This window comes from Lysobacter sp. OAE881 (genome assembly GCF_040546665.1).
GTDB classification, from domain to species: domain Bacteria; phylum Pseudomonadota; class Gammaproteobacteria; order Xanthomonadales; family Xanthomonadaceae; genus Lysobacter_J; species Lysobacter_J soli.
In genome coordinates this window covers 577,015-600,966 of the sequence record NZ_JBEPOG010000001.1, presented here as the reverse complement: position 1 = coordinate 600,966, position 23,952 = coordinate 577,015, and the positions used below count along the sequence as shown (strand labels likewise).

Genomic DNA, 23,952 nt, shown 5'->3' with positions numbered 1-23,952 from the left:
CTTCCCGGTGGGAAAGGGGCCACGCCAACACTTCTTCAGGTGGAAGAAGGGCTCAACGCCCTTGGGTCTCGCCGGCAGCGCCATCCATCTGCCGCACGATCGCCTCCACCACCTCGTCGCAGGTGTAGGGCTTGGGCACCATCGGGACGTCGCGGTAATCCTCGGCCAGGCCCTCGGCGCCGTAGGCGGAGGTGAAGAAGAACGGCACGCCGCTTTCGCGCAGGCGGTCGCACAGCGGATAGACCTGCTCGCCGTGCAGGTTGATGTCGAGGATCGCGCAATCGATGCGCTCTCGTTCGGCGACACCGATCGCATCGCCGAGCCGCGCGGCGGTGAGGACCCGGTAACCGGCTTCGGTGAGCAGGTCGCTCAACGTCATCGCGACGTACATCTCGTCCTCGGCCAGCAACAGGGTCTTGCCGCCCATCTCAGCTTCCTGCGTCCTTCAGCGGCACCGTCATCGTGCACACCACGCCGCTCTCGGGGAATTCCAGCGACACGTCGCCGCCGAGTTCGTAGCCCACGCCTTCGGTGATCAGGCGCGAACCGAAACCGCGCGATGCCGGCGCCTTCACCGGCGGGCCGCCGGATTCGGTCCAGACCATGCGCAGCCAGCGCTGGCTGTCGCGTTCGAACGTGGCCCATTCCAGCCGAACCTGCCCGCCTTCGCGCGTGAACGCGCCGTACTTGCCGGCGTTGGTCGCCAACTCGTGCAGCGCGAGACTCAGCGCGAGCCCGGTCTTCGCGTCCAGGTGCAGGTCGTCGCCGACGACCTGCACGTGCGCGCTGTCGTTGTCGCCCGCGTGGTACGGCGCCAGTTCGGCGCGCGCCAGGTCTGCAAGACTGACGCCGCGCCAGCCTTCCTTCGCCAGCAGGTCGTGCGCGGTCGACAGCGAACGAAGGCGCGAGACGAACGCGTCGCGGAACTTGCCCATGTCCGGCGTGTGGCGCAGCGTCTGCAGCGCGATCGAATGCACCGTCGCCAGCGTGTTCTTTACGCGATGGTTGAGCTCGCTCACCAGCAGCTCGCGCTGCTGCGCGGCGAGGCGGCGCTGCGTCACGTCCAGCGCGAACGCCACCGCGTGCGAGGGCTGCCCGCCTTCGTCGTGGATCAGCGTGACGTGGTGGTTGATCCACGCCAGTTTCGCGTCGGGGCGCACGTAGCGCTGTTCGATCTGGAAGGGCTTGCCCTCGGTGACCAGGTCGTGGAACTGCGCCTCGAATTCCGCCGCATCGGCCGGATGGATGTACTCGTGCAGGCGATGGCCGATGAGTTCGTCGGCGCTGCGGCCGAGGATCTCGCCGTAACGCGGATTGACCATTTCCAGCTTGCCGTCCAGGTCCGTCTGCGCAACGCCGACGGTGGTCTGTTCGATGATCGCCGCGAGGCGGCGCTCGGTTTCGTCGAGCATCCACGCGGCGCGCTTTCGATCGGTGATGTCGCGCGCGATGGTCGAACCGCCGACGACCGCGCCGGCCGGATCCAGCACCGGCGAGCAGCGCAGCGACAGCGGCACCGGCGTGCCGTCCTCGCGTATCCACGTCATCAGCAGCTCTTCGGCCTTGATCTGGCGCGAGGAGGCTTCCAGCAAGGTGTCGAGGTCTTTCTTCGAGTCGGGCGGCAGCAGCACCGATAACGACTTGCCGATCGCGCGCGCCGGCGGATAGCCGAACATGCTTTCGGCGCCGGCGTTCCAGCTGGTGATGATGCCTTCCAGGCTGTGGCCGATGATCGCGTCCTGCGAGGATTCGACGATGGCCGCCAGTCGCGCGCGTTCGTACTCGTGCTGCTGGCGTTCGGTGATGTCGATGAAGGTGAGCACCACGCCGTCGATGACGTTGTCGGTGGTGCGGTACGGGCGCATGCGCAACAGGTAGACCGCATCGTCGACGCCGCCGTGCAGTACGCGCTCGACCATCGCCAGCGTGCGCAGCACCTGCTTCACGTCCTGCTTGAGCTGCGGGTACGGGATGCGCGCGGTGATCTCGGTGATCGGCCGGCCGTGGTCGCCTTCGCGCAGGTGGAACAGGTCGCTGATGGCCGGCGTGAAGCCGCTCACGTGCAGCGCCGAATCGAGGAACAGCGTGGCGATCTGCGTGCTTTCCAGCAGGTTCTGCAGGTCGCTGTTGAGTCGCGCGAGCGCCTCGTTCTTGCTGTTGAGCTCGACGTTGACCGTCTGCAGCTCCTCGTTGATCGACTGCATCTCTTCCTTCGAGGTTTCCAGTTCCTCGTTGGACGACTGCAGTTCCTCATTGACCGACTGGTATTCCTCGTTGGCCGACTTCATCTCCTCGTTGGCCGTTTCCAGCTCGTCGATCGCCGTGTGCAGCTGCTCGCGCGTGGTGGCCAGTTCAAGGTCGAGTTCGCGGATGCGCGCCGATTCGCCGCGCGCGCGACGGCCGTTGGGCGTGGTCGATTCGGCGACGGCTGCGACGGGCGTCAGTTCCTTGAACACCAGGATGCACAGCGACGACGGCGCGCGGCGTTCGGCGTTGCCATCGTCCTGTTCGTGGATCGGCTCGGCGATCAGGCGCACCGGGATGCGCTCGCCGTGAGGGCCGGTGAGCTGCCCTTCCTGCACGACGGTGTTGTGGCGGACCAGCGCCTGCTGCACCGCGGTGCGCGCCGGGCCGCGCAGGCCCTTGTTGAGCAGCGCGAACAGGTTGAGGCTCGCCGCACCCGACGACGGGCCGAGGTAGCGCCCGGTATCGCCGGAGAAACGCAGCACGTCGTGGTTGGCGTCGATGACGACGTACGCCGGCGAGTGCTTGTCGAGCACGCGCCGCGCGTTGCGGTCGATCGCATCCTCGATGCCGCCGCCGCGCACCACCGGCACCCGCGCGACCGCTTCCATCCCGGCCAGGCGCTTGGGCGTGGTCATCGGCAGGCTCGCGCGACCGTCAGCGCGACGCGAGTAGAGCCGATGCTTCTTGTCGAGCACCGAGAACAGCGCGGTGTTGCGGCCCAGGCTTTCCGACGGCCCAAGCATCAGCACGCCGCCGGGACGCAGCGCGTAATGGAACGTGCGGATCAGGTGTTCCTGCAGCTCCGAGTTCATGTAGATCAGCAGGTTCCGGCACGAGATCAGGTCGAGCCGCGAGAACGGCGGATCCTTGATGGCGCTGTGCGGCGAGAACACGACCATCTCGCGGATCGGCTTGACCACGACGTAGTGCTCGCCGTCCTGGATGAACCAGCGCTCCAGCCGCTCGGCCGAGACACCCGGCAGCGGCGCGCGGAAGCGGCCCGCACGCGCGGCGTTGATCGCGCGGTCGTCGATGTCGGTGGCGAAGATCTGCACCTTCGGGCCGCCGCGTCGCGCCGCGATGGCTTCGGCCAGCGAGATCGCGATGGAATACGCCTCCTCGCCCGTCGCGCATGCGGGAGTCCACACGCGCAATGTGTCGGCGGCGCTCCTGCCTTCCAGCAGCGAGGGAATGGCGAGCGTCTGCAACGCTTCGAACGCTTCGGGATCGCGGAAGAACTCGGTGACGCCGATCAGCAGCTCGCGGAACAGGTTGTCGAGCTCGCGCGGCGTCTGCTTGAGGTAGTCGATGTAGCCGGCGACGCCGTCGATCTGCACCACCTGCATGCGTCGCTGGATGCGACGGATCAGCGTCTTTTCCTTGTACTGGCTGAAGTCGTGGCCGACTTCGGCGCGCAGCAATGTGCAGATCGTCTGCAGGTGGTGGCTCAGGTCCTGGCGCATGCCGTCCGGACCCTTCTGCGTGCGCGCCGTGGACAGGTGCGCTCGGTACGCCTTGAGCCGCGCCGGCATCTGTTCGACCGGGACGATGTTGTCGACCAGGCCCGTCGCCGCGGCGCTGGCCGGCATGCCGGCGATGGCGATGTGGTCGATCGCCGCCTGCGCGAGCGTGAGGCCGCCGCGTTCCTTGATCGCACCGAGTCCACGCGCACCGTCGCTGCCGGCACCGGACAGGATGATGCACACCGCGTTGTCGCCCTGGTCTTCGGCGAGCGAGGCGAAGAACGTGTCGATCGGAAAACGGTACTGCCGCGGCGGCGCCGGCTTGCTCAGCTGCAGCACGCCGCCGCTGATGGTGAGCGTCGCGTCCGGCGGGATGATGTAGACGTGGCCGGCTTCGACGTCCATGCCGTCGGCCGCTTCCATCACCAACAGCGAGGTGTATCGCGCCACCAGCTCCGGCAGCATGCTCGCGTGGTCGGGCGAGAGGTGCGAGACGAGCACGAAGGCCATGCCGTCCGCGCTTTCGAGGTTCTCGAAGAACGCCTTGTACGCCTCCAGGCCGCCCGCGGAGGCGCCGATGCCGACGATCAGCGGCACGTTCGCGGACGCTGCGGTATCGCTGGCGCGCACCTGCCCCGGCTGCTCGTCTGCCGCGCCTTTCGGCTTTGCGTCGCGATGGGGCGGCTTGGTCATGGGTTCGGCGGGTTTCGAAGAAGGCGTTCAGTATCCGGCACGGCTTTTGGCGCGGCAATCAGTCCGCCACCAGTCGCTGCAGTTGCGCGGCGTGCACAGCGATGTGGTCGGCTTCGGCGTCGGCGCGATCGGCGTCGTTGCGCGCCTGCCGGCTGCGATGTGCCGCAGCGACATTGCGCAGCAGGCGTTCGCGCTCCTGCAGCGCGCGCAACGCGACCCACAGCGCCTGGTCGGTGCGTGCGTTCTGCGCCGCGTCGAGCGCGCCGATGGTGTACGCATGCCCGGTGTGGCAGCGATACCGTGGCGGCTGCGCGCCCTTGATTTCCCACAGCACGCCGCTGCATTCGGGACAGGTGATGCGCGAAGGCGTGCCGATGTCGTCGAGCGTGGCCATGGGATCGTCTGCCTCCCCGATGCTGAGACGGTGTTCCTCGATCAACGCGGCTGGGACCGAAGGCTGCACATCAACGCGTTGCGCCGCCATCACGATGAGGGCCTGCGCGATGTCGGCCGCCGCCAGCAGCGCGTCGAAGGCGACGTAATCGCGCGCGTTCTGCGGCATCTCCGGCGATTCGGCGTCGGCCGGATCCTGCACGATCGCCAGCCCGCCGCAGGCCTTGATCGCCTGCAATCCGGCGACGCCGTCGTCGAGCAGGCCGCTCAGGAGCACGCCGATCACGTGCGGGCCCTTGGCGATCGCCGCCGAGCGGAACAGCGGATCGATCGCGGGCCGGGTGAAGTTCTCCTTCGCGTCCCTGCTCAGCCGCACCGCGCCGTCGCTGACCAGCAGGTGGTGGTCCGGCGGCGCGACGTAGATGACGCCGGGTTCGAGCAACCGGCCGGACGTCGGGAACATCGCCGGCAACGCGCCGCGCCGGTTCAGCAGTTCCGGTAGCACGCTGATGTGCGCGCCGATGTGCTGCACGACGAGGATCGTCGCCGGGAACTCGCGCGGCAGCCCCGCGACCACCTCCAGCAACGGCTTTACGGCGCCGGACGATCCCCCGATGACGATGACATTGCGTTGCGCCCAGGCCGGCATTCGCGGACGTCCGTTCCCGTGGAACCCGCAGCGTCGTTCACCGCGCGTGAGCCAGCGGTGGCGATGGAGTGACGATGGCGTTGGCGCGCGACGATTCGCGCGGCTCAGGCGTCGGCGTGGGTCCAGCCCGATCGCGCGAGCTCGCGCACGCGGCTCCATGACGTCGTGCCGCCCCAGGCGCTTGCGTGCCAGGCATCGACCAGCGACGGTTCGAGTTCGTCCCAGCTGAGCGTGGGGTGGTAGTTGCGCGCGACGCGACCCAGCGATTGCGCGAACACGCGCGTCGGCGTGGACACGCGCCAACTGCGGATGGCGATGCCGCGCGCCTGGGGCCATTCGCAATCGCCGGCCAGGCCGCTGCCGTACCAGCACGCGGAGAGTCGCGATTCGACTTCGCGCAGTCGCGCCGTCGGAAACGCACGCCGGGCGTTGCGTCCCAACGCTTCAAGGAAGTAGCGCTGCATCGGCGTGATCGCGGCGGGCATGCAGCGATCGTAGACCGATCCGTCGGATGTGACGGACCTTCCATCGGCCAATCGTTTTGTCGAACGCGATAGGCGGCGCGTCATGCAACCGACATATCGCGCGCCGATGCGGGCATGCGATCTGACACGACGGCACGCGATATGACGCGACGCTACGGTTGCGCGTCGTCCGCCGCCGCGCGCCATGCCTCGCGCACGCGTTCGGCCACTTGCGGCCATTCCAGCCCGGTGGTCACCGCGTACAGGTGCCACAGGCTTTCGGCGCGCGCCTGCACCGCTTCCCACGTCGTGTTGCCGTGCACTTCGCGAATGCCCTGGCCCACCGACCGGATCAATATCTCGTAGGAAGCCAATGCGGCTTCCGGATCATCTCTGCTCATTGCAACCAACATCCATGCGCGAGACACCGCAACGCGGCTTCGCGAAAAAAGGAACTGCACATGCGCCAGACCGGCGCGTGCATCGCATCGGATGTGAGCTCATCCCCGATCCCACTGCGATGCAATAAACCACAGCAAGCTGAACGATGCAAACGCGAAAGGTCACGCGCGCTCGAAATCACGGCCGTTTTCACGTGTTTTCGTGCGATGCGAGTCGGCGTTCCAATACCGCAGCGCGTCGTGCGCGAACTTGCCGATCGTGTCGGCAACGCAGCCGCCCGTCGGCTGCAAGCCCTTTTTTCACGTCAGTTGCTGCATCCATCGACTCGATTGCGATGCTGACGATCGATCGATGCGCGCACTGCACGAAGTGCAACACGCGCGTCGCAACATCACGCGAAACCCGCGCGTTCGCGCAATGCGTCGCGATGACGGCGGCTGCATGGCAGCACCGTACCGTCGGACAGATGCACGCGTGCATCGCCCGTGTCGAGCGGCTCGATCGAGGCCACCTGCCCGAGGTTCACCATGTAGCTGCGATGGATCCGTGCGAAGCGCGAAGGATCCAGCCGTTCCTCGATCGTCGCCATCGTGCAGCGCAGCGGATAGTCGTGTCCGCGCACGCGCAGGTTCACGTAGTTGCCCGCGGCCTGCAGCCATTCGATGTCGTTGGCGGCGACGAGGAACTCGCGACCGAGCTTTCGGATCAGGAACCGCTCGGGACGTTCGACCGGCTCGACCGGCGGGCCTTCGTCGGGTTCGCCGAGCAGGCTCGCCTCGCCCTGCAGGCGTCGGCGGATGAAACGATAGCCTTCGACCAGCACGACCATGCTCGCGAAGCTGCGCACGTCCTTGAGGTATTCGTAGCCCAGCTGCTCCAGCCAGGGTCCGAAGTCGTACTCCGCGCCGTGCGCCGCATAGACGACCTCGCGGATCGCGACCATGCCGAGCACGTGGGCCAGGCTGAACACGAGGCTGGCCAGCACGTACAGCGGCAGCGTCCGGCGCCATGTGTCCCAGTGAAGCGGCACGCGGCGGGTGAACCAGACCACGGCCGGCGCCAGCGCCAGCATGAGCACGGCGCTCGACCACTCCCAGGTCACCGGCTCCCAGGCGCCGAAGTCCAGCCGGGTGCGGCGGATGTCCATCAGCACCGTCACGCTGTTGGCGATGGCATTGATGAGCGTGGTGACGACCCAGAAGCCGATTTCGAACGCGCGGCGCCGCGCATGCGACCGGAACGGGACGGGCGACGGCGTCGGAGCGGAGGGCGCATTCATCGAGCGGGATTGTAGGGGCACGGTGCCGCGACCCCGTCCCGGCTCGTCCCTGCGGGCCCGCGATTCGTCCCAAAGCCCCGCCGGATGGTCACTTCACGGTGGAATCGCGCGTTCGGCGGCCCGAGGGTGGCCGCATCTTCCACGCTGGAGCATGCCGCCGTGAGCCGCCGCTATTTCCTCGATTGGGTCCGGATCGGCGCCTTCGCGCTGCTGGTGCTCTACCACGTCGGCATGTACTACGTGACCTGGGACTGGCACGTCAAAAGCCCGTTCGCGAGCCCTGCGCTCGAACCGTTCATGCTGATGACCTCGCCGTGGCGACTGTCGCTGCTGTTCTTCATCTCCGGCGTGGCGACCGCCTTCCTGCTCGGCAAGACGCCGCAGGGCTTCCTGCGCAAGCGCTCGTGGCGGCTGCTGGTGCCGCTGATCTTCGGCATGCTCGTCATCGTCCCGCCGCAGTCCTATTACGAAGTGGTCGAGCGGCTGCCCGGCGGGTACCACGACGGCTACCTCGCCTTCTGGGCCCGCTACCTGCAGAACGACCCGAACTTCTGCCGCGACGGCGACTGCCTCGACGTGCCGACCTGGAACCACCTGTGGTTCGTCGCCTACCTGTGGGTCTATACGGTGGTGCTGTGCCTGCTGAAGTGGATCGCGCCGGATGGGCTCGCGCGCCTGTGCGACCGCATCGCCGGCGTGTTCGGCCGCGGCGTCGGCCTGCTGCTGTGGCCGGCGCTGTTCCTGATCGTCGCGCGCCTGACGCTCATCGACCGCTTCGAATCGACGCACGCGCTGGTGGACGACTGGTACAACCACGCGCAGTACCTGCCGCAGTTCCTGCTGGGTTTCGCGGTGGCGAAGTCGCAGCCGGTGTGGGACCGCTTCGCCGCGTTGCGCTGGCAGGCCGCCGTGCTTGCGATGCTGGGCTACGTGGCGATCGTCGTGTACTTCAGCGCCTACAGCGGCGACGTCACGCCGCCGGACGCACTGCGCACCACGATGCGCGCTGTGTGGGGCACGTTCCAGTGGACGGCGATCGTGGCGATCATCGGCTTCGCGGCGCACTGGTCGCCGGGCGACAGCCGCGCGCGCCGCTACCTGACCGAAGCGGTCTTTCCGGTCTACATCCTCCACCAGACAATCATCGTCGTCCTTGCGCACAACCTGCAGCCGCTGGCGCTGCGTCCGGCGGTCGAAGGTCCGCTGCTGGTGGTGGCGACGTTCGCGCTGGCGTTCGCGGGATTCGAGGTCGTACGCCGCATCGGATGGATGCGCCCGCTGCTCGGACTGGGCCCGCGCGAGCCTCGACGCGAGGCGAATGCAGTGGCGGAAACGGCGTAGCTGCCGCTTCCTCACCCGGCGCGCATGAAATCGCTCACCCAGTTGCTCTCCCAGGTCTTGCCGCCGTCGGCGGAGCTGGATTGCTCCCAGCGTGCGGACGTGGGCGTGATGCGCGACCACGTCACGCGCGTCTTCACCGGGCGACCCGCGACGGTGTCGTCGCCGATGAACGTACCGACGTCGCCTTCGAAGCCGCCCCGCACGGGCGCGGCGATGTCGGTCGGCGTGCGGCCGTCGAGCCACCAGCTCGACCATTGCCGGCTGGCTTCGTCGAACGAGCGCAAGCCGACGCCGCGCACCGTGCCGCCGGGAAATTCCATGACGTTGTCGCCGACGTTGCCCTTGCCGCCGAGCACCGGCCAGTTGATTAGCGTGCCGCCGAATTCATCCCACTGTTCGCTGCCGACCAGGCGTTCGCGCAGGCGGCGGTGGCTGACCTTCCAGCGTCCGACGAGGAAGTCGAAATCCTTCGGCGCATCGGCGAGTTTCGGCAGCGCGTGCGGCTGCGGCGAGGTGCGCGTGAAGTAGTTGCGCCAGTTGACCTCCCAGCTTTTGCCATCGTCGGGCGAGAACGCCTGCTCCCACCACGGCCGCGCACCGTGCACGTCGTGCCAGCGGAAGCGCATGACGATGGGGCGATCCTTGAAGGTGTCGCGGCCGACGAACTCGGCATGTTCGCCCTTGAAGGCGCCGCGCACGGGCGGATCGATATGCGTGGGATTGCGGCCGTCGAGCCACCAGATGGCCCACGTGCCGGCGGCCGGATCGAAGGCGCGGACGCTCAGTCCGCGATACGTGCCCGATGGAATGTCGACGATGTTGTCGTCCACGTTGCCGAGCCCGCCCATCGTCTGCCAGAAGGTGCTCTTGCCGGGGAACTCCTCCCATTCGTCGCTGCCGGCGAGGCGCTCCTTCAGGCGCCGATGCCACACGTCCCAGCTGCCGACGAGCCATTGCCAGTCCTGCGCATGGGCCGAGGCCTGCGCGATGGGCGGAGCGAACGCAAACGCGGGCGATACGAGCGAGCACGTCGCCGCGCCTGCGACCGCGGCGAGGAACCGGCGGCGCGAGTCGAAGCGGGCGCCGGGCCCGAAACCTGCGTCCTGAAGATCGCGCATGAGGGATGGTCCTGGCATGGGTGGCGCTCCTGTCCGGCGGGGAACCGTGCGCCGATCATGGGGACGGCGGGCTTGCGTTGACCACCCGAAATGCGGCCCGCACACTCAGCCAGACTTATGGTCAGCGACCGCCGATTCCCTTCGCTCGCCGCGATCCGGGCCTTCGAGGCCGCCGCCCGGCTGGGCAGCTTTTCCCGGGCGGCGCAGGAGCTGGACACCACGGCCGCATCGGTGAGCTACCACGTGCGTCGCCTGGAACAGCAGATCGGCGTCGCGCTGTTCGTGCGCCATGCCAACCACGTGATGCTGACGCGTGGCGGCGAGATCGTCGCGCGCGAAGCCATCGACGCCTTCGCCGCGTTGCGCGCGAGTTTCGTGCAGGCGGCCGAAGTCGACGACACCCACCTGTCGCTCACGACGTTGCCTTCGCTGGGCACGAGCTGGCTGACGCCGAAGCTCGGCCGGTTCCGCGTGCGCCATCCGGACATCGCGCTGGAACTGGATCTGTCGGCCGTTGCCGAAGACCTCACCGGCGGCCGCTACGACGCAGCGATCCGCAACGGCCATGGCCACTGGCCCGGCCTGCGCGCGGCCGAACTGTTGCCCAGCCTCTTCATGCCGCTGTGTGCGCCGTCGCTGCGCGCGGCGGTGGCGGAGCTGGGCCGCGACCCGCGCACGCCGTTGCCGGTGCCGCTGCTGGGCCGTCCCGACTGGTGGTCGCGCTGGTACCGCGCGCTCGGTTTCGATGCGGAGATTCCGCCCGGCCGCTTCGGCACGCAGCTGTCGGCGGAATACCTGGACATCGCCGCGGCGATTGCCGGACAGGGTGTCGCGATCGGCTCGCCCATCCTGTTCCGCAACGAAATCGACGCCGGCCGCCTGGTGCCCGCGCACGAGCTGGTGGTCAGCGACGGCCGCGCGTTCTGGTTCACCTACCCGGCGGCGCGGCAAGACAGCCGCAAGATCGCGCGCTTTCGCGAATGGCTGGAAAGCGAGGCCGCGCGCGACCGCGATGCGGCCCGCGCCTTCATCCGGCGGAGCGTGGTCGTGGAGGCCTGACGACGCGGGCAGCCCTCTTCCACGTGCCCGATTCGAGCGGAGTGTTAGCTTATTGGGCTTCTCCCAATGGTTGATGAGCTGCGCATGCCGAATCTCGGAACGGTGCTGAAGGCTGAAATTTCCCGACTCGCACGCAAGGAAGTTCGTGCGGAAGTTGAAACGCTACGGAAAGCCAGCGGCACGTATCGCCGGGAAATCGCCGAATTGAAGCGCCAGGTGGCGCAGCTGGAGCGCCGGCTGAAGCAGGCGTCTAAGGCGCGCCCGCCGGCGGCGGCGACGGCGGCTGACAGCGAGGAAACCTCCACGCGCATGCGCTTCAGCGCCAAGGGCCTGCAGTCGCTGCGCGCGAAGCTGGGCCTGTCGGCCGCGGATTTCGGCGCGTTGGCCGGCGTGAGCGGCCAGTCGATCTATCACTGGGAACAGGGCAAGTCCGTACCGCGCAAGTCGCAGCTGCCGAAGCTGGCGAGCCTGCGCGGACTGGGCAAGAAGGAAGCACGGGCGCGACTGGAGTCGCTTTCCTGATCCAGCCCGATGGCATTCCCGCGAAAGCGGGGGTGCCATCGTTTCGCAGCGGCATCGTAGAAGTCGGACCGCAGGACCTGCGCGCTCAGGCGGGCTCCTGGTCCCATGTCCTGCTGGCTTCCTGAGTGATCTCGCGCAGGCGCTGGACCAGGCGGTCGGCCACGTCGTTGACGGTCTTCCACTCGGGAATCGGCACGGTGTTCGGCTCGTAGTAGCGGAATCCGTGCGTGGAATAGACGTCGTTCAGCACGCCGATCGCCGTGCGATGGTCCGCGGCGAACTCGACATAGCTGTTGAGGTCCAGCGCATCGGCCGCGTCGAGCATGTAGCCGAGGTCGTGCCCATACGGCTTGAATTTCAGCTGTTCCATGGGAATTCCCTTCGCCAGCAGGAACGCCTTCAGGCCCAGCTCGATGGAATGCCCGATCAGCGTGTGGCTCGCCATCACGCTCTCGTCGGCGACCACGTTCGCCGCATCCATGAACTCTTTCGCGTAGTGCAGCAGACCTTCCGGACTCGTGCCCATGTGATGTTTTTCCTCGCGGCAGGGTTCGAACGCTAACAGAGAAGCGTGTCCACCGCGGGATTCATTGCAGCGGCTGGCAGCTGGACGTCGGCATCGGCCTGCCGTCGACGTGCCGCTGGCCGATTCGACGCCGATCCCGAACGCGCCTGACCGCTACGCGCGCCTTTCAACGTTGACTATCCCGGGTGCTGTCGGTCAGAGGAAGAAGCGGGCGAAGTACCGATGTCATCCGCAAACGTTCGCATCATCGTGCGGGCTTGCCTTACGCTGCCACTGCACGAAGAAGTGCCGACTACCGGACGGTAGTCATACGTCGAAAGGATGAGCCGGCCCTGGCTGGAGAACGGTTAGGATGGGCTCCTGCGCGAGGGGACTCCGCGCACGCGATCAACCCCACACGATCAGACAGCCTACGGGGGCTGTGGTGCGCCATCTCCTGGCAGTCCTTTCCGGTCTTGCGATGCTGCTGTGCACGGCGGCCGTGCATGCACTGGATCCCGACGTCGGGATAAACCAGTTCCGGCACACACGATGGACCGCCGAGGACGGCGTGCCGCTGGGCATCTATGCCCTCGCGCAGACGCCGGATGGTTTCCTCTGGACTGGCAGCGACAGCGGACTGCATCGCTTCGACGGCGTGCGCTTCGAGGTCGTCCCCGCCCGCGCCAACGGCGCGCGCGTGGGCGAGCCGGTGTCGGCGTTGTTGACGGCGCGCAACGGCGACCTCTGGATCGGCTACCAGTCCGGCCGCATCGCACTGCTGCGCGACGGAACGCTGATCGACCGCTCGCCGGCGGCCAGCGATCGATGGGTGTACCGCTTCCTGGAGGACCGCTCGGGCGCGGTCTGGACCATCACCGGCAATTCGAACCACCCGTTCATGCGTTATGCGGCGGGCCGCTGGGAAAGCATCGGCGCGCAGTGGGGCATCACCGCGCCCTCCGCATGGGGCATCGCCGAGAGCCGGGATGGACGCCTCTGGGTTTCGGATGGCGCCAGGACGCTGGTGCTGGCCCCCGGTGAACGGCGCTTCCGCAACGTGGGCATCGCGGGCACCCGCGGCGATGGCTACAACGAAGGGCTCGCAACCGACCGCTCCGGACGCGTGTGGCAGTCGAGCGGCGTCGAAGGCACGCGCCGGTTGCCGTCGGTCCCGCTCGCACGACCGGACGTGCCGCCCTTCGCCACGGTGCCGGCTGCATCGGCGACGCATTCGTACCGGACGTTCCTGTTCGATCGCGACGGTTCGATCTGGGGTGTCACGTATTCGGCGGGCATGTTCCGGATCGCGATGCCCGACGCCCTGTACCGCGGCGGCCGTCCCGTCGAGGAAACCTTCACCGCGAACGACGGCCTGTCTTCCGATCGCGCGCTCTCGATCCTGGAAGATCGCGAGGGCAATCTCTGGGTCGGGACGAGCGCGGGGCTGGATCGCTTCACGCCCGCCAACGTGCGCCCGGCGACCGGCATCCCCGCGTATTCGCGATTCGGCTACATCGTGATGGGCGCGCGCGACGGAACCGTCTACGCCGCCGATTCCGACAGCCTGTACGGGATTTCGCCGAAGGGCATCACGACGCGGCTGCTCGATGGCCTCAACAACCCGCAGGCTCTGTGCGAGGACGCGATGGGCGTGGTCTGGTTCGCGACCAGCGATGCCTTCTTCCGCGGCGTCGGGCAGCGTTTCGAGCGCATCCCCACCGACAAGCGCCGCAATGTGCTGGACTGCGTGGCGACGCCGGACGGGCGCCTGTGGTTCAGTCGCACGCGCGGCGGCATCACGCGCTATGAGGACGGGACCTGGACCGACAGCCTGCCCGACGGACCGGACGGGCCGCTCAAGGTCACCACGCTGATCGCCTACCGCAACGGGCTGCTCGCCCACGTGCGCTCGCGCGGACTGGTCTACATGGAACTTCCCGACACCCGCGTGGTGTGGAAGAAGGACGACATTCCCGGCGGCGAGATCACCGCGTTGCAGCCGATGGGCAACGATGTCCTGCTCGCCAGCGTGGGCGGCATGGCGCGGCTGCGCAACGGAAAGATCACGCCGCTCGGGCGCGATGCTCCCTGGCTGCAGGGCGTCGTCGGGATCGCCGACGACCGGCTCGGCTACACCTGGATGCTCTCGCGTGCCGGCATCGCGAGGGTGTCGCGCGACGCCCTCGCCCGCGCCTTCGACGACCCGGATGCGCCGCTGCACGCGCAGCTGTTCGACTTCGACGATGGCCTGAAGGCGCCCGCCGTGACGGGCTATTCGAGGAACAGCGCCGTCCTCGGGGGCGACGGCGTGCTGCGCTTCCTGACGACGGACGCGATCGTGCAGGTGCAGCCCGCGCGGCTCGCACGCAACCGCATGCCGCCGCCGGTGAGCATCACCGGACTCGCGTTCGGGTCGCAGCGGTTGCGCGATCCCGCGTCGGCGACGCTGCCCGCGGGTGCGTCGCGGATCGAGATCGACTACACCGCGCTGAGCCTGACGGTGCCCAGGCGCGTGAGGTTCCGCTATCAGCTGCTCGGCGTGGACGACGACTGGGTCGAGGCCGGCAACCGCCGCCAGGCGTTCTACACCAACCTCGCGCCGGGCGATTACCGGTTCCGCGTCGTCGCGGCGAACAACGACGGCGTGTGGAACCCGCAAGGCGCGTCGCTCGATTTCACGGTGCCGCCAACGTTCATCCAGTCGATGTGGTTCAAGGCGCTCGTCGTCGCCGCGCTCGCGCTCGTCCTGTGGATGCTCTACGCGCTACGGCTGCGCTACGCGACGGCGCGCCTTCGCGATCGTTTCGATGCGCAGATGGCGGAACGCAACCGCATCGCGCGCGACCTGCACGACACCCTCCTGCAAGGCATGCAGGGCATGCTGCTGAGCTTCCAGGCGCTCGCCTCGAAGCTGCCGCAGGACGCGGCGCTCCGCCAGCAGATGGAGCGCGTGCTCGATCGCACGCAGGACACCATCCGCGAAGGGCGCGACCGCATCCACCAGCTGCGCGATCCCGAGGCAAGCACGATGGACCTGGCCGAGTCGCTGGGGCGGCACGCGCAGGAACTCGCGGCCGAGCACCAGCTCGTGTGCGACATCACCGTGCCGTTGCCGCCGCGACCGCTGCAGCCCATCGTCTACGAGGAGCTGCGCCAGATCGCGCGCGAGGCGATCAGCAACGCCTGCGTGCACTCCAACGGCACGCGCGTGGACATCCGCCTGACCTACGGCGATGCCGGTGTCGTCCTGACGGTGCAGGACGACGGCGTCGGCATCGCCGAGGACCGGATGGGCGTGGAGCGCCACTGGGGCCTGAAGGGCATGCGCGAACGCGCACTTCTGATCGGCGCGACGTTGTCGATCACCGGCAGGCCGGGCGGCGGTACGGAGGTCAAGGTCGGCATCGACGCGGACGCGGCGTACCCGAGGCATTGAACGAAGCGGCCGAGTGGCGCCGTCATCCACGCTGCTACCAGCGCAGCATCGGAAGTGGACTGAACGGATGGGTGAGCATCCGCTTCAGCGACAGCTTCAGCAGCAGGCGATGGAAGCCGAAGCCCGGGAACATGTCCATGACGGACGCGACGACGCGGCGCTTCAGGCCGAACCGCAGATGGCCGCGGGATACATCCACCCAGTCGGCGCGGCGGAAGGTCTCCACGCTGGCGCGCTCGCGCGGATCGCACGGCGTCATCTTGTGGTGGTGGTCGATCATCGCCGCGATCTCGCCGGCCCACTCCGTGCGCCCGATTTCCTCGAGGTACGCGTTCGCCATCGCGATCGACGGCGCCAGGTAATCGAACGTGCCCGCCGACCAGATGCCGAGGTCGTGGTACGCCGCGGCGATGGACAGCTTCTCCAGGTCGATGTCCTCGCCGCCGAGCAGGCAATGGAAGTTGACCACCCGGTACGCGTGGTTGCGGTACGCGTTGAACGCTGCGCCCAGCGGGTCGGCGTGCCGGTCGAGCAATGCATCCAGGCAGGGAATATTGACGAGCATCGTGGCCACTCCCGGTCCTTGCCCGCGAGAGGTCAATGTAGAAGCCGGCCGACGCCCTGCAATCCACCATCCTTGCCCTGGCGACCTCCCCCATCCGGGTGAATGACGGACGCGATCCGCTGTCGCGCCGGCCGTCATCGCGGAGGTACTCTTTCTCCCACGAGCGGGCTCGACCGTTCGACCACGTCCCCCAGCGTGAGCGCCATGCCGATACGCGTGCTGACCATCGACGACCATCCCGTGCTGCGCGAAGGCATCGCGGCGATGCTGTCGAACGAATCCGACATCGAAGTGGTGGGCGGCGAATCGAACGCCGAGGCCGGGCTGGACGCGTTCCGCCGACTGCTGCCCGACATCACGCTGATGGACCTGCAGATGCCCGGCATGGGCGGGCTGGAAGGCGTGCGCACCCTGCGCGGCGAGTACACGGCAGCGCGCGTGGTCATCCTGACGACCTTCCGCGGCGATGCGAACGCGCGCGATTCGATGGCGGCCGGCGCAGCCGGCTACCTGCTCAAGAGCGCGCTACGCGACGAGCTGCTCGACTGCATCCGCAAGGTGCATGCGGGCGGACGGTACGTCTCGGCGGAAGTGTGCGCGGACGTCGCGACGCACCTGGGCAACGAACTGCTGACGCCGCGCGAACTGCGCATCCTCCAGCTCCTGTCGGAGGGCAAGGAGAACAAGCGCGTCGCCAGCGATCTGGGCATCTCCATCGAAACGGTCAAGTCGCACGTGTCGCGGATCTTCGAGAAGCTCGGATGCCACAACCGCACCGAGGCCATCCGCATCGGCATCCGGCGCGGCATCCTGCGCCAGATGACGCAGTAACGCCGCACTCGCGCTCACACGGCCCAGCACGCGCAGCCGAGCGCACCCCAGAAGCCCTTGAGGTCGCCGGTGGGCGCGTTCGCGGCCCACGCCTTCGCGTGTGCGTGTCCATGCACGTTGCAGGCGTGGGCGCATCCGCAGCCGGCGGTCTGCACGAGCGCATCGCGCGCAGGGACGTCGGCCGATCGGGCGTGGCCGCCTTGCGTGCGCACCGGCGACCAGTCCGGCATCGCGGGCGGAATCGGGGGATCGTGCGACGCGAAGTCGCCGGCGGCGTACACGATGCGACCGCCGACCACCGTCATCAGCGACGCGATGTGCGCGATCTCGTCATCCGCGCAGCCGAAGTAGTCGCGCGATGGCACCACCAGGTCGGCGAGCTGGCCTTCGCTGATCGTTCCCTTTTTCCCTTCCTCGTTGGAGAACCACGCGACGCGCTCGGTCCACATGCGCAGGGCCGACTCGCGATCCAGCCTGTTTTCCGGCGGATACAGCGACATGCCGCCGACCGTGCGCCCCGTGACGAGCCATGACAGCGACACCCACGGGTTGTAAGACGCGACGCGCGTGGCGTCCGTGCCCGCCGAGACGCGTGCCCCAGACGCCAGCATCTTCGCCACCGGCGGCGTCGCCGCGGCGGCCGCCTTGCCGTAACGCTCGACGAAATGCTCGCCCTGGTAGGCCATGCGGTGCTGCACGGCGATGCCGCCGCCGAGCGCCGCGACGCGATCGATCGAGCGATCCGAAATGGTTTCGGCGTGGTCGAAAAACCAGTGCAGTCCGTCGAACGGGATCTCCCGGTTCACCTTCTCGAACACGTCCAGCGCGCGGCCGATCGTCTCGTCGTACGTGGCATGCATGCGCCACGGCCAGCGGTTCTGCGCGAGGATGCGCACGACCGCTTCCAGGTCGCCTTCCATGTTCGGCGGCATGTCCGGACGCGGCTCGCGGAAATCCTCGAAGTCGGCCGCGGAGAACACGAGCATCTCGCCCGCGCCGTTGTGGCGGAAGTAGTCGTTGCCCTGGCGGTACTTCGACGTGCGCGTCCAGTTGAGGAAGTCCTCCTTTTCCTCTTTCGGCTTCTGCGTGAAGAGGTTGTACGCCAGCCGCACCGTGAGCTGGTCTTCGTCGGCCAGGCGCCGGATCACTTCGTAGTCTTCCGGGTACTTCTGGAAGCCGCCGCCGGCATCGATGACGCTGGTGACGCCGAGGCGGTTGAGCTCGCGCATGAAGTGGCGCGTGGAGTTGAGCTGGTGGTCGAACGGCAGCTTCGGCCCTTTCGCCAGCGTCGCGTACAGGATGCTGGCGTTGGGCCGCGCGAGCAGCAGGCCGGTCGGATTGCCGCTGGCGTCGCGCGCGATCTCGCCGCCGGGCGGATCGGGCGTGTCGCGGCCGTAGCCCACCGCACGCAGCGCCGCGGCGTTGAGCAGCGCGCGGTCGTACAGATGCAGGATGAACACCGGCGTGTCGGGCGCGACGGCGTTGAGTTCATCCAGCGTCGGCAACCGCTTCTCCGCGAACTGGTGGTCGCTGAAGCCGCCCACCACGCGCACCCATTGCGGCGGCGGCGTGACCGACACCTGGCGTTTGAGCATCGCCATCGCATCGGCCAGGCTGCGCACGCCATCCCAGCGCAGCTCCATGTTGTAGTTCAGGCCGCCGCGGATCACGTGCGTGTGGTTGTCGCACAGGCCCGGAAGCAGGCTGCGGCCTTGCAGGTCGATGACCTTCGTCGCCGGTCCGGCGAGCGCCAGCACTTCGCGATCGTCGCCGACGCGCAGGAAGCGGCCGTCGCGGATCGCCACCGCCGAAGCGCGGGGGCGCGTGCGGTCGAGCGTGGTCATGCGTGCGCCGTGCAGGATCAGGTCTGGCATCGTCGAAGTGCCCATCGCGGGAAGGACCGCCACCGACGTGGCGCCGACGGCCGCGCCGAGGAAGGCGCGCCGCCCCGCGTCCACGCCGGTGCGGTCGGAGGTCATGAGCGCGCGTCCGGATCGTCCGGCGCGGCGGGTGTGCGGCGGCACTGCGGCAAGTCGCCGAACACGTGCGGCCTGACCTGCTCGTCCATCCACGCGGTCGCCCGCGCGTCCTTGTGCAGGTAGTGCTTGAGTAGCGGCGGGATCTGCTCGCCCAGCAGGATGCCGAGCAGCCCGACCAGCGCGATCACCGGCGGCGCGGGCGAGCGGACGTTGAGCAGCGCGTACACGATGCCGACGAGCAGGCCGGCAGCGAGCGACAACACATACGGTTTCATCGTGCTTCTCCCGATGGAAGCGCGGCGGTGCGACCCGGGGGAGGTGGTGGCCGCACCGCCGCGCTCAGTGCCCGCCTTCCTGCGCGCCGAACATGGCCTTCGCGTACTGGATGCCGATGCCGTAGCCACCGGCGAGTTCGCGCGCGATGCCGGTCGTCAGCCCGTACGTCTCGCCGCGCGCCCAGTCGCGCTGCAGTTCGAGCATGTACTGCAGGCTCGTCATCGGCACCGCGCCGGCCTGCACCATGCGGGTGACGGCGCGCTCGTGCGCTTCGTCGGACACGTCGCCGCAGGCATCGGTGACCACGTACGTCTGGAAGCCCTGTTCGATCGCCGACAGCACCGGCCCGACGATGCACACGCTGGTCCACAGCCCGGCGAACACCAGCCGGTCCTTGCCGATTTCGTTGATGCGCTGGACGACGGGAACGTCTTCCCACGCGTTCATCGTGGTGCGGTCGTACACGGCGCCCTGCGCGAAGGTGTCGCCGATCTCCGGGAACAGCGGGCCTGAAAAACTCTTTTCGGCGACGGTGGTGACGATGGTCGACACGCCGAAACCGACGGCCGCGCGCGACAGCAGGGCGGCATTGGTGCGCAGCGATCCGACATCGATCGAACGCACCGCGAAGGCCATCTGCGACTGGTGGTCGATCAGCACCAGCGTGTGATCCGTTGGGGTCAGCAACGTCGAACTCGGACCGGGGGAAGCCTTGGGCATGGGAGCGCTCCGACGGGGATGGCACGCGGACTCGCGTGCTGCGTCCAGACTGGCTTCGCGCGCACGCCGCGCAAACCGCCAGCGGTAGGAATCGCGACTCCCCAGAACGGGGGATGCCGTGGCGATCACGCCATTGCGCGATGCGCACTCCCCCGAACAGGGGGTACGGCCTCACCCCTCATGCGGGTACGCCGCCGGGCGATCGGCTTCCTATCGTGGACATGCCGGGCGCGCGCCACACCGCCGCGCCGGCCTTCCCCCGTGGCACCCAGGTGCCGACCACAGATCCGGCGAAGACCATGCCAAACGACGATCGCGCCACCCCCATCGACGAAGGCCGCCGCACGGTGCTGATCGGCGGCACCGCCCTGGCCGCCGCCTCGCTGCTTCCCCTCGTCGGCTGCTCGTCCTCCGAACCGCCGCCGGCGACGCAGGCCGCCGCCACCCCCACTCCCCCTGACGCAGGAATCGCAAAGACCATGAGCACCATCACCACCAAAGACGGCGTCGAGATCTACTACAAGGACTGGGGTACCGGCCCGGCGGTCGTCTTCAGCCACGGCTGGCCGCTCAACGCCGACAGCTGGGAATCGCAGATGTTCCATCTCGCCTCCAACGGCTTCCGCTGCATCGCGCACGATCGCCGCGGGCACGGACGTTCGAGCCAACCGTGGGACGGCAACGACATGGACCACTACGCCGACGACCTGGCGCAGCTGCTCGACAAGCTCGACGTGAAGGACGCGATGCTGGTCGGCTTCTCCACCGGCGGTGGCGAGGTCGCGCGCTACGTCGGTCGCCATGGCACCAAGCGGGTGAAGAAGGTCGCACTCGTGTCGGCCGTGCCGCCGATCATGGTGAAGACGGACAGCAATCCCGGCGGGCTTCCGCTCTCGGTGTTCGACGGCATCCGCCAGGGCCTTGTCGCCAACCGCGCGCAGCTGTTCCTCGACATCCCGTCCGGCCCGTTCTTCGGCTACAACCGCCCGGGTGCGAAGCCCTCGCCGGGCGTCATCAACGCATGGTGGATGCAGGGCATGCTCGGCGGCCACAAGAACACCTACGACAGCATCAAGGCGTTCTCCGAGACGGACTTCACCGAAGACCTCAAGCGCTTCGACGTGCCCACGCTGATCATCCACGGCGACGACGACCAGATCGTGCCGATCGATGCCGCCGGCCGCGCGTCGGCAAAGCTGGTCAAGGACAGCAAGCTGATCGTCTACGAAGGCGCGCCGCACGGCATCACCGACACGCACAAGGACCGCCTCAACGCGGACCTGCTGGCCTTCGCCAAGTCCTGACGCCGCACCGCCGCCGCGAACGTCCACCGGCGCGATCGCTGGAGTGCATGCCATGCTCAACATCTCGCCGTTCGGAATGTTCCACACCGCCATCGCACTGGTGGCGGTGTTCTTCGGGGTCCGGTCGCTCGTGCGCTACGGCGAGATCGGGACGCGCACGCGTTCGGGCGCGCTGTATGTGTGGCTGACGGCAGCCACCGCGTTCACCGGGCTTTTCATCTTCCGCCATGGCGGATTCGGCGCGCCGCACATGCTCGCGATCGCGACGCTGGTGGTGCTCGCGGCCGCGGCCATGGCGGAGCGCGCCGGCGGATCGGGCCTCGCGCGATACGTCACGGTGCTGGGCAACTCGCTGACGCTGTTCTTCCATCTGATTCCGGGACTGACCGAGACGGGCACGCGCATTCCGCTCGGCGATCCGGCCTTCACGGGTCCGGAAGATCCTGTGCTGAAGGCGATCGTCGGCGCCGGTTTCCTCGTCTATCTCGCCGGCGCCGCGGTGCAGGCGATGCGCATACGGCGTGGGCTTCGGACGGCCGCGGCGACGTGATGCATCGCGAAACACCAGACTCGACTTCGGGCGGAGGTGCGTGGAGATGAAGACGACGCTTTGCGTGATCGCGTTGACGCTGGTGTGCCCACTTGCGGCAGCGCAATCGGCGGGTGCGCCGATGCGTCTCGAAACGCGCCCGTTCGCGACGTTGCCGGACGACTTCCGCCATCCGGAAAGCCTCGCGACCCATCCCGCCACCGGCGAGATATACGTCGGTTCCTTCGACAGCCGCGAACCCGCGACGGCGCGCCGGAACCAGGTCGTTCGCCTGTCGCCGACGGGAAAGCTGCTCGCCCGCGTGGACCTCGGGCCGACGCCGATCACCGGCCTCGCGTATGCCGACGGCGCGCTCTACTTCCTCAACTTCGGCGCATCGAAACTGCAGCGCCTGCCCGCGAAGTTCGCGACGGGCCAAACCCCCGAGGACATCGCGAGCTTCGCGGCGCTGACGCCGCCCGCGCCTGGCGATCGCCTCATCGCCAACCCCGATGGCAGCCAGGACCGGATCGTCTTCGGTTCGGCGGGCTTCCCCGCGATCAACGGACTGGCGTTCAACGCAGCAGGCGATGCATACGTCTCCGATTCGTTCCAGGGCGCGATCTACCGCATCCAGGACGCAACCACCTGCCGGCCGTGCAAGGTCGACGAGCTGGTCCGCGATCCGCTGCTCGCCACGACAGGCGCCCTGCCGTTCGGCGCGAACGGCATCGCGATCGACGAAGCCGCCGGCCTGCTCTACGTCAACAACGCCGGCGACGGTCGCGTGCTGCGCATGCCGCTGGCCGGCGGCAAGCTCGATGTGCTCGCCGACGGCGTCTACGGCGCCGACGGGCTGCTGCTGCACGACGGGCTGCTCTGGGTCGCCTCGAACCAGATCGACGCGGTGGTCGCGCTGGATGCCAACGGGCTCGTTCGGGCCCGCGCGGGCCACTTCGACGGCATCGGCAACGATGGCGCGCCGCTGGGCCTGCTATTCCCCGCTGCCACCGCGGTGCAGGGCAAGCGGATGCTCGTGGCGAACCTCGCGCTTCCGCTCACGCCGCGCGAGGGCGACGAGTGGGAGGAGAAGGTCACGCGCTGGAACCTGGTGCAGTTCGATATCCCGGAAGTCGATCCACGTTGAGCCAACGCGCGCGAGCGCATCCACGAGGGGATTCCATGCGCAGGCTGCCGTTGCTGCTTCTCCTGATCGCCGGCGCGTTCTTCCCGGCGTACGCGATCGCTGCCGATGGCGCAGTCGCGGCCGAAACGCGCACGGTGCAGGTCGGCTCCGATCGCATCGCGTACCGCAAGCTCGGAAGCGGATCCCCGCTCGTGCTGGTGAACCGCTTCCGCGGCACGCTGGATACCTGGGATCCCGCGTTCGTCGATGCGCTTGCGCGACAACACACGGTGATCCTGTTCGAACTGCCCGGCATCGGGTACTCGCAGGGCACGCAGCCGCAGACGATGGAACAGGCGGTGGCCTCGCTGGACGGCTTCGCCGATGCGCTGGGTTTGCAGAAGTTCGACCTGCTCGGATGGTCGTGGGGCGGATTGCTGGCGCAGGCGCACCTGATCGACAAACCGGGTCGCGTCGACCACGCGGTGCTGCTGGCGACGAATCCACCGGGGAAGAACGAGATTCCGTTGCAGCCGGCATTCCTGGAACGCGCACTGAAGCCAGTCAACGACCTGGCCGATGAAGAAGTCCTGTTCTTCGAGCCGGCCTCCGCGCTGAGCCGCGACCGCGCCCGCGCATCGCACGAACGCATCCGCGCGCGGCCCGACATCGATGCGCACATCCCGTCGCAGCAGGCGCAGTTCGAACGCTACTTCAAGGTCGCCGGCGAGTTCCACGAAGACGCGGCCGGGCGCAGGCAGAAGCTCGCGCAGCTCGACCTGCCGATCCTCGTCGTCGCCGGCGACCACGACACCAGCACCGCCGGCCAGAACTGGTTCCCGCTGATCGGCAAGATGCAGGATGCCCGGTTCGCCTTCTACTCGCGCACCGGCCACGCGCCGCACCATCAGTATCCCGACGAAGTGGCCGGGCTGGTGCTCGATTTCCTCGCGCGCACCAGGGATCGCTGAAGGCTTCGCGTCGCGATCTCCCGATGTGCGCGCAAGCGCGCACATGCAGCGCCTGACCATGCGCCCTGGCTGACAGG

General features: G+C 68.2%; 22 protein-coding genes. 9 read left to right on the top strand and 13 right to left on the bottom strand.

Translation table 11 applies throughout. The features are described 5' to 3' along the window. Nucleotides 1-52: 52 nt before the first annotated feature. From ABIE51_RS02720 to ABIE51_RS02690, 7 genes are all read right to left on the bottom strand, one after another. Nucleotides 53-427, bottom strand: a complete 375-nt coding sequence (locus ABIE51_RS02720; RefSeq protein WP_192632137.1) for a response regulator — start codon at nucleotides 425-427, stop codon at nucleotides 53-55. A 1-nt stretch (nucleotide 428) separates the two neighbouring features. Next, nucleotides 429-4,403, bottom strand: coding sequence for a chemotaxis protein CheB (locus ABIE51_RS02715; protein WP_192632136.1), 3,975 nt, complete (start codon nucleotides 4,401-4,403; stop codon nucleotides 429-431). A 58-nt stretch (nucleotides 4,404-4,461) separates the two neighbouring features. Beyond that, nucleotides 4,462-5,445: a chemotaxis protein CheB gene (locus tag ABIE51_RS02710; protein WP_192632135.1), complete on the bottom strand. Its 984-nt coding sequence runs from the start codon at nucleotides 5,443-5,445 to the stop codon at nucleotides 4,462-4,464. Between the two features lie 104 nt (nucleotides 5,446-5,549). Continuing rightward, on the bottom strand, nucleotides 5,550-5,930 hold the full coding sequence (locus ABIE51_RS02705) for a hypothetical protein (RefSeq protein WP_192632134.1): 381 nt from the start codon (nucleotides 5,928-5,930) through the stop codon (nucleotides 5,550-5,552). Between the two features lie 152 nt (nucleotides 5,931-6,082). Next, the gene (locus ABIE51_RS02700) at nucleotides 6,083-6,310 is read right to left on the bottom strand and encodes a hypothetical protein (RefSeq protein ID WP_147298552.1); all 228 of its coding nucleotides are present in this window, start codon (nucleotides 6,308-6,310) and stop codon (nucleotides 6,083-6,085) included. A gap of 162 nt (nucleotides 6,311-6,472) precedes the next feature. Continuing rightward, nucleotides 6,473-6,601 (bottom strand): hypothetical protein, encoded by a 129-nt coding sequence (locus tag ABIE51_RS02695; protein ID WP_354503364.1) that lies wholly within the window; start codon nucleotides 6,599-6,601, stop codon nucleotides 6,473-6,475. Between the two features lie 101 nt (nucleotides 6,602-6,702). Further along, nucleotides 6,703-7,590, bottom strand: coding sequence for a LytTR family DNA-binding domain-containing protein (locus tag ABIE51_RS02690; RefSeq protein WP_192632133.1), 888 nt, complete (start codon nucleotides 7,588-7,590; stop codon nucleotides 6,703-6,705). A 126-nt stretch (nucleotides 7,591-7,716) separates the two neighbouring features. Here ABIE51_RS02690 and ABIE51_RS02685 point away from each other — a divergent pair, with 126 nt between their 5' ends. Beyond that, nucleotides 7,717-8,931, top strand: coding sequence for an acyltransferase family protein (locus ABIE51_RS02685; RefSeq protein ID WP_354503361.1), 1,215 nt, complete (start codon nucleotides 7,717-7,719; stop codon nucleotides 8,929-8,931). Between the two features lie 11 nt (nucleotides 8,932-8,942). Here ABIE51_RS02685 and ABIE51_RS02680 read toward each other — a convergent pair whose 3' ends face one another. After that, nucleotides 8,943-10,067 carry a hypothetical protein gene (locus ABIE51_RS02680; protein ID WP_354503359.1) on the bottom strand — a complete coding sequence of 375 codons (1,125 nt, stop codon included), beginning with the start codon at nucleotides 10,065-10,067 and terminating at the stop codon, nucleotides 8,943-8,945. 99 nt (nucleotides 10,068-10,166) lie between these two features. On the opposite strand from ABIE51_RS02680, the gene ABIE51_RS02675 reads away from it, so the two are divergent. After that, nucleotides 10,167-11,108, top strand: coding sequence for a LysR substrate-binding domain-containing protein (locus ABIE51_RS02675; RefSeq protein ID WP_192632131.1), 942 nt, complete (start codon nucleotides 10,167-10,169; stop codon nucleotides 11,106-11,108). A gap of 84 nt (nucleotides 11,109-11,192) precedes the next feature. Further along, the gene (locus ABIE51_RS02670) at nucleotides 11,193-11,630 is read left to right on the top strand and encodes a helix-turn-helix domain-containing protein (protein WP_192632130.1); all 438 of its coding nucleotides are present in this window, start codon (nucleotides 11,193-11,195) and stop codon (nucleotides 11,628-11,630) included. A gap of 85 nt (nucleotides 11,631-11,715) precedes the next feature. Here ABIE51_RS02670 and ABIE51_RS02665 read toward each other — a convergent pair whose 3' ends face one another. Further along, a complete protein-coding gene (locus ABIE51_RS02665; protein WP_157031243.1) occupies nucleotides 11,716-12,156 on the bottom strand; it encodes a HEPN domain-containing protein in 441 nt (146 codons plus the stop codon). Nucleotides 12,157-12,580: 424 nt separating this feature from the next. Between ABIE51_RS02665 and ABIE51_RS02660 the strand changes: the two genes are divergently transcribed. Further along, complete coding sequence (locus ABIE51_RS02660) at nucleotides 12,581-15,574, top strand: sensor histidine kinase (protein WP_192632129.1); 2,994 nt, start codon at nucleotides 12,581-12,583, stop codon at nucleotides 15,572-15,574. Between the two features lie 34 nt (nucleotides 15,575-15,608). On the opposite strand, the gene ABIE51_RS02655 is transcribed toward ABIE51_RS02660, so the two are convergent. After that, nucleotides 15,609-16,148 carry a hypothetical protein gene (locus tag ABIE51_RS02655; RefSeq protein ID WP_354503354.1) on the bottom strand — a complete coding sequence of 180 codons (540 nt, stop codon included), beginning with the start codon at nucleotides 16,146-16,148 and terminating at the stop codon, nucleotides 15,609-15,611. 195 nt (nucleotides 16,149-16,343) lie between these two features. Here ABIE51_RS02655 and ABIE51_RS02650 point away from each other — a divergent pair, with 195 nt between their 5' ends. Next, the gene (locus ABIE51_RS02650) at nucleotides 16,344-16,970 is read left to right on the top strand and encodes a response regulator (RefSeq protein ID WP_115841087.1); all 627 of its coding nucleotides are present in this window, start codon (nucleotides 16,344-16,346) and stop codon (nucleotides 16,968-16,970) included. A gap of 14 nt (nucleotides 16,971-16,984) precedes the next feature. Here ABIE51_RS02650 and ABIE51_RS02645 read toward each other — a convergent pair whose 3' ends face one another. The 3 genes from ABIE51_RS02645 to ABIE51_RS02635 all read right to left on the bottom strand — a co-directional run bounded on the left by ABIE51_RS02645 (nucleotide 16,985) and on the right by ABIE51_RS02635 (nucleotide 19,945). Continuing rightward, nucleotides 16,985-18,844 carry an amidohydrolase gene (locus ABIE51_RS02645; RefSeq protein WP_354504780.1) on the bottom strand — a complete coding sequence of 620 codons (1,860 nt, stop codon included), beginning with the start codon at nucleotides 18,842-18,844 and terminating at the stop codon, nucleotides 16,985-16,987. A 101-nt stretch (nucleotides 18,845-18,945) separates the two neighbouring features. Continuing rightward, on the bottom strand, nucleotides 18,946-19,224 hold the full coding sequence (locus ABIE51_RS02640) for a DUF1427 family protein (protein ID WP_192632128.1): 279 nt from the start codon (nucleotides 19,222-19,224) through the stop codon (nucleotides 18,946-18,948). Between the two features lie 64 nt (nucleotides 19,225-19,288). Next, nucleotides 19,289-19,945: a hydrolase gene (locus ABIE51_RS02635; protein ID WP_192632127.1), complete on the bottom strand. Its 657-nt coding sequence runs from the start codon at nucleotides 19,943-19,945 to the stop codon at nucleotides 19,289-19,291. Between the two features lie 299 nt (nucleotides 19,946-20,244). Here ABIE51_RS02635 and ABIE51_RS02630 point away from each other — a divergent pair, with 299 nt between their 5' ends. From ABIE51_RS02630 to ABIE51_RS02615, 4 genes are read left to right on the top strand one after another with little or no spacing between them, the layout of a single operon-like run. Next, nucleotides 20,245-21,249 carry an alpha/beta fold hydrolase gene (locus ABIE51_RS02630; protein WP_157031783.1) on the top strand — a complete coding sequence of 335 codons (1,005 nt, stop codon included), beginning with the start codon at nucleotides 20,245-20,247 and terminating at the stop codon, nucleotides 21,247-21,249. A gap of 52 nt (nucleotides 21,250-21,301) precedes the next feature. Then, entirely contained in the window at nucleotides 21,302-21,799 is a 498-nt protein-coding gene (locus ABIE51_RS02625; RefSeq protein WP_192632126.1) for a hypothetical protein, read from the top strand. Nucleotides 21,800-21,845: 46 nt separating this feature from the next. Then, complete coding sequence (locus ABIE51_RS02620; RefSeq protein ID WP_192632125.1) at nucleotides 21,846-22,925, top strand: SMP-30/gluconolactonase/LRE family protein; 1,080 nt, start codon at nucleotides 21,846-21,848, stop codon at nucleotides 22,923-22,925. Nucleotides 22,926-22,960: 35 nt separating this feature from the next. After that, on the top strand, nucleotides 22,961-23,875 hold the full coding sequence (locus ABIE51_RS02615; protein ID WP_192632124.1) for an alpha/beta fold hydrolase: 915 nt from the start codon (nucleotides 22,961-22,963) through the stop codon (nucleotides 23,873-23,875). The last annotated feature ends 77 nt before the right edge of the window (nucleotides 23,876-23,952 follow it).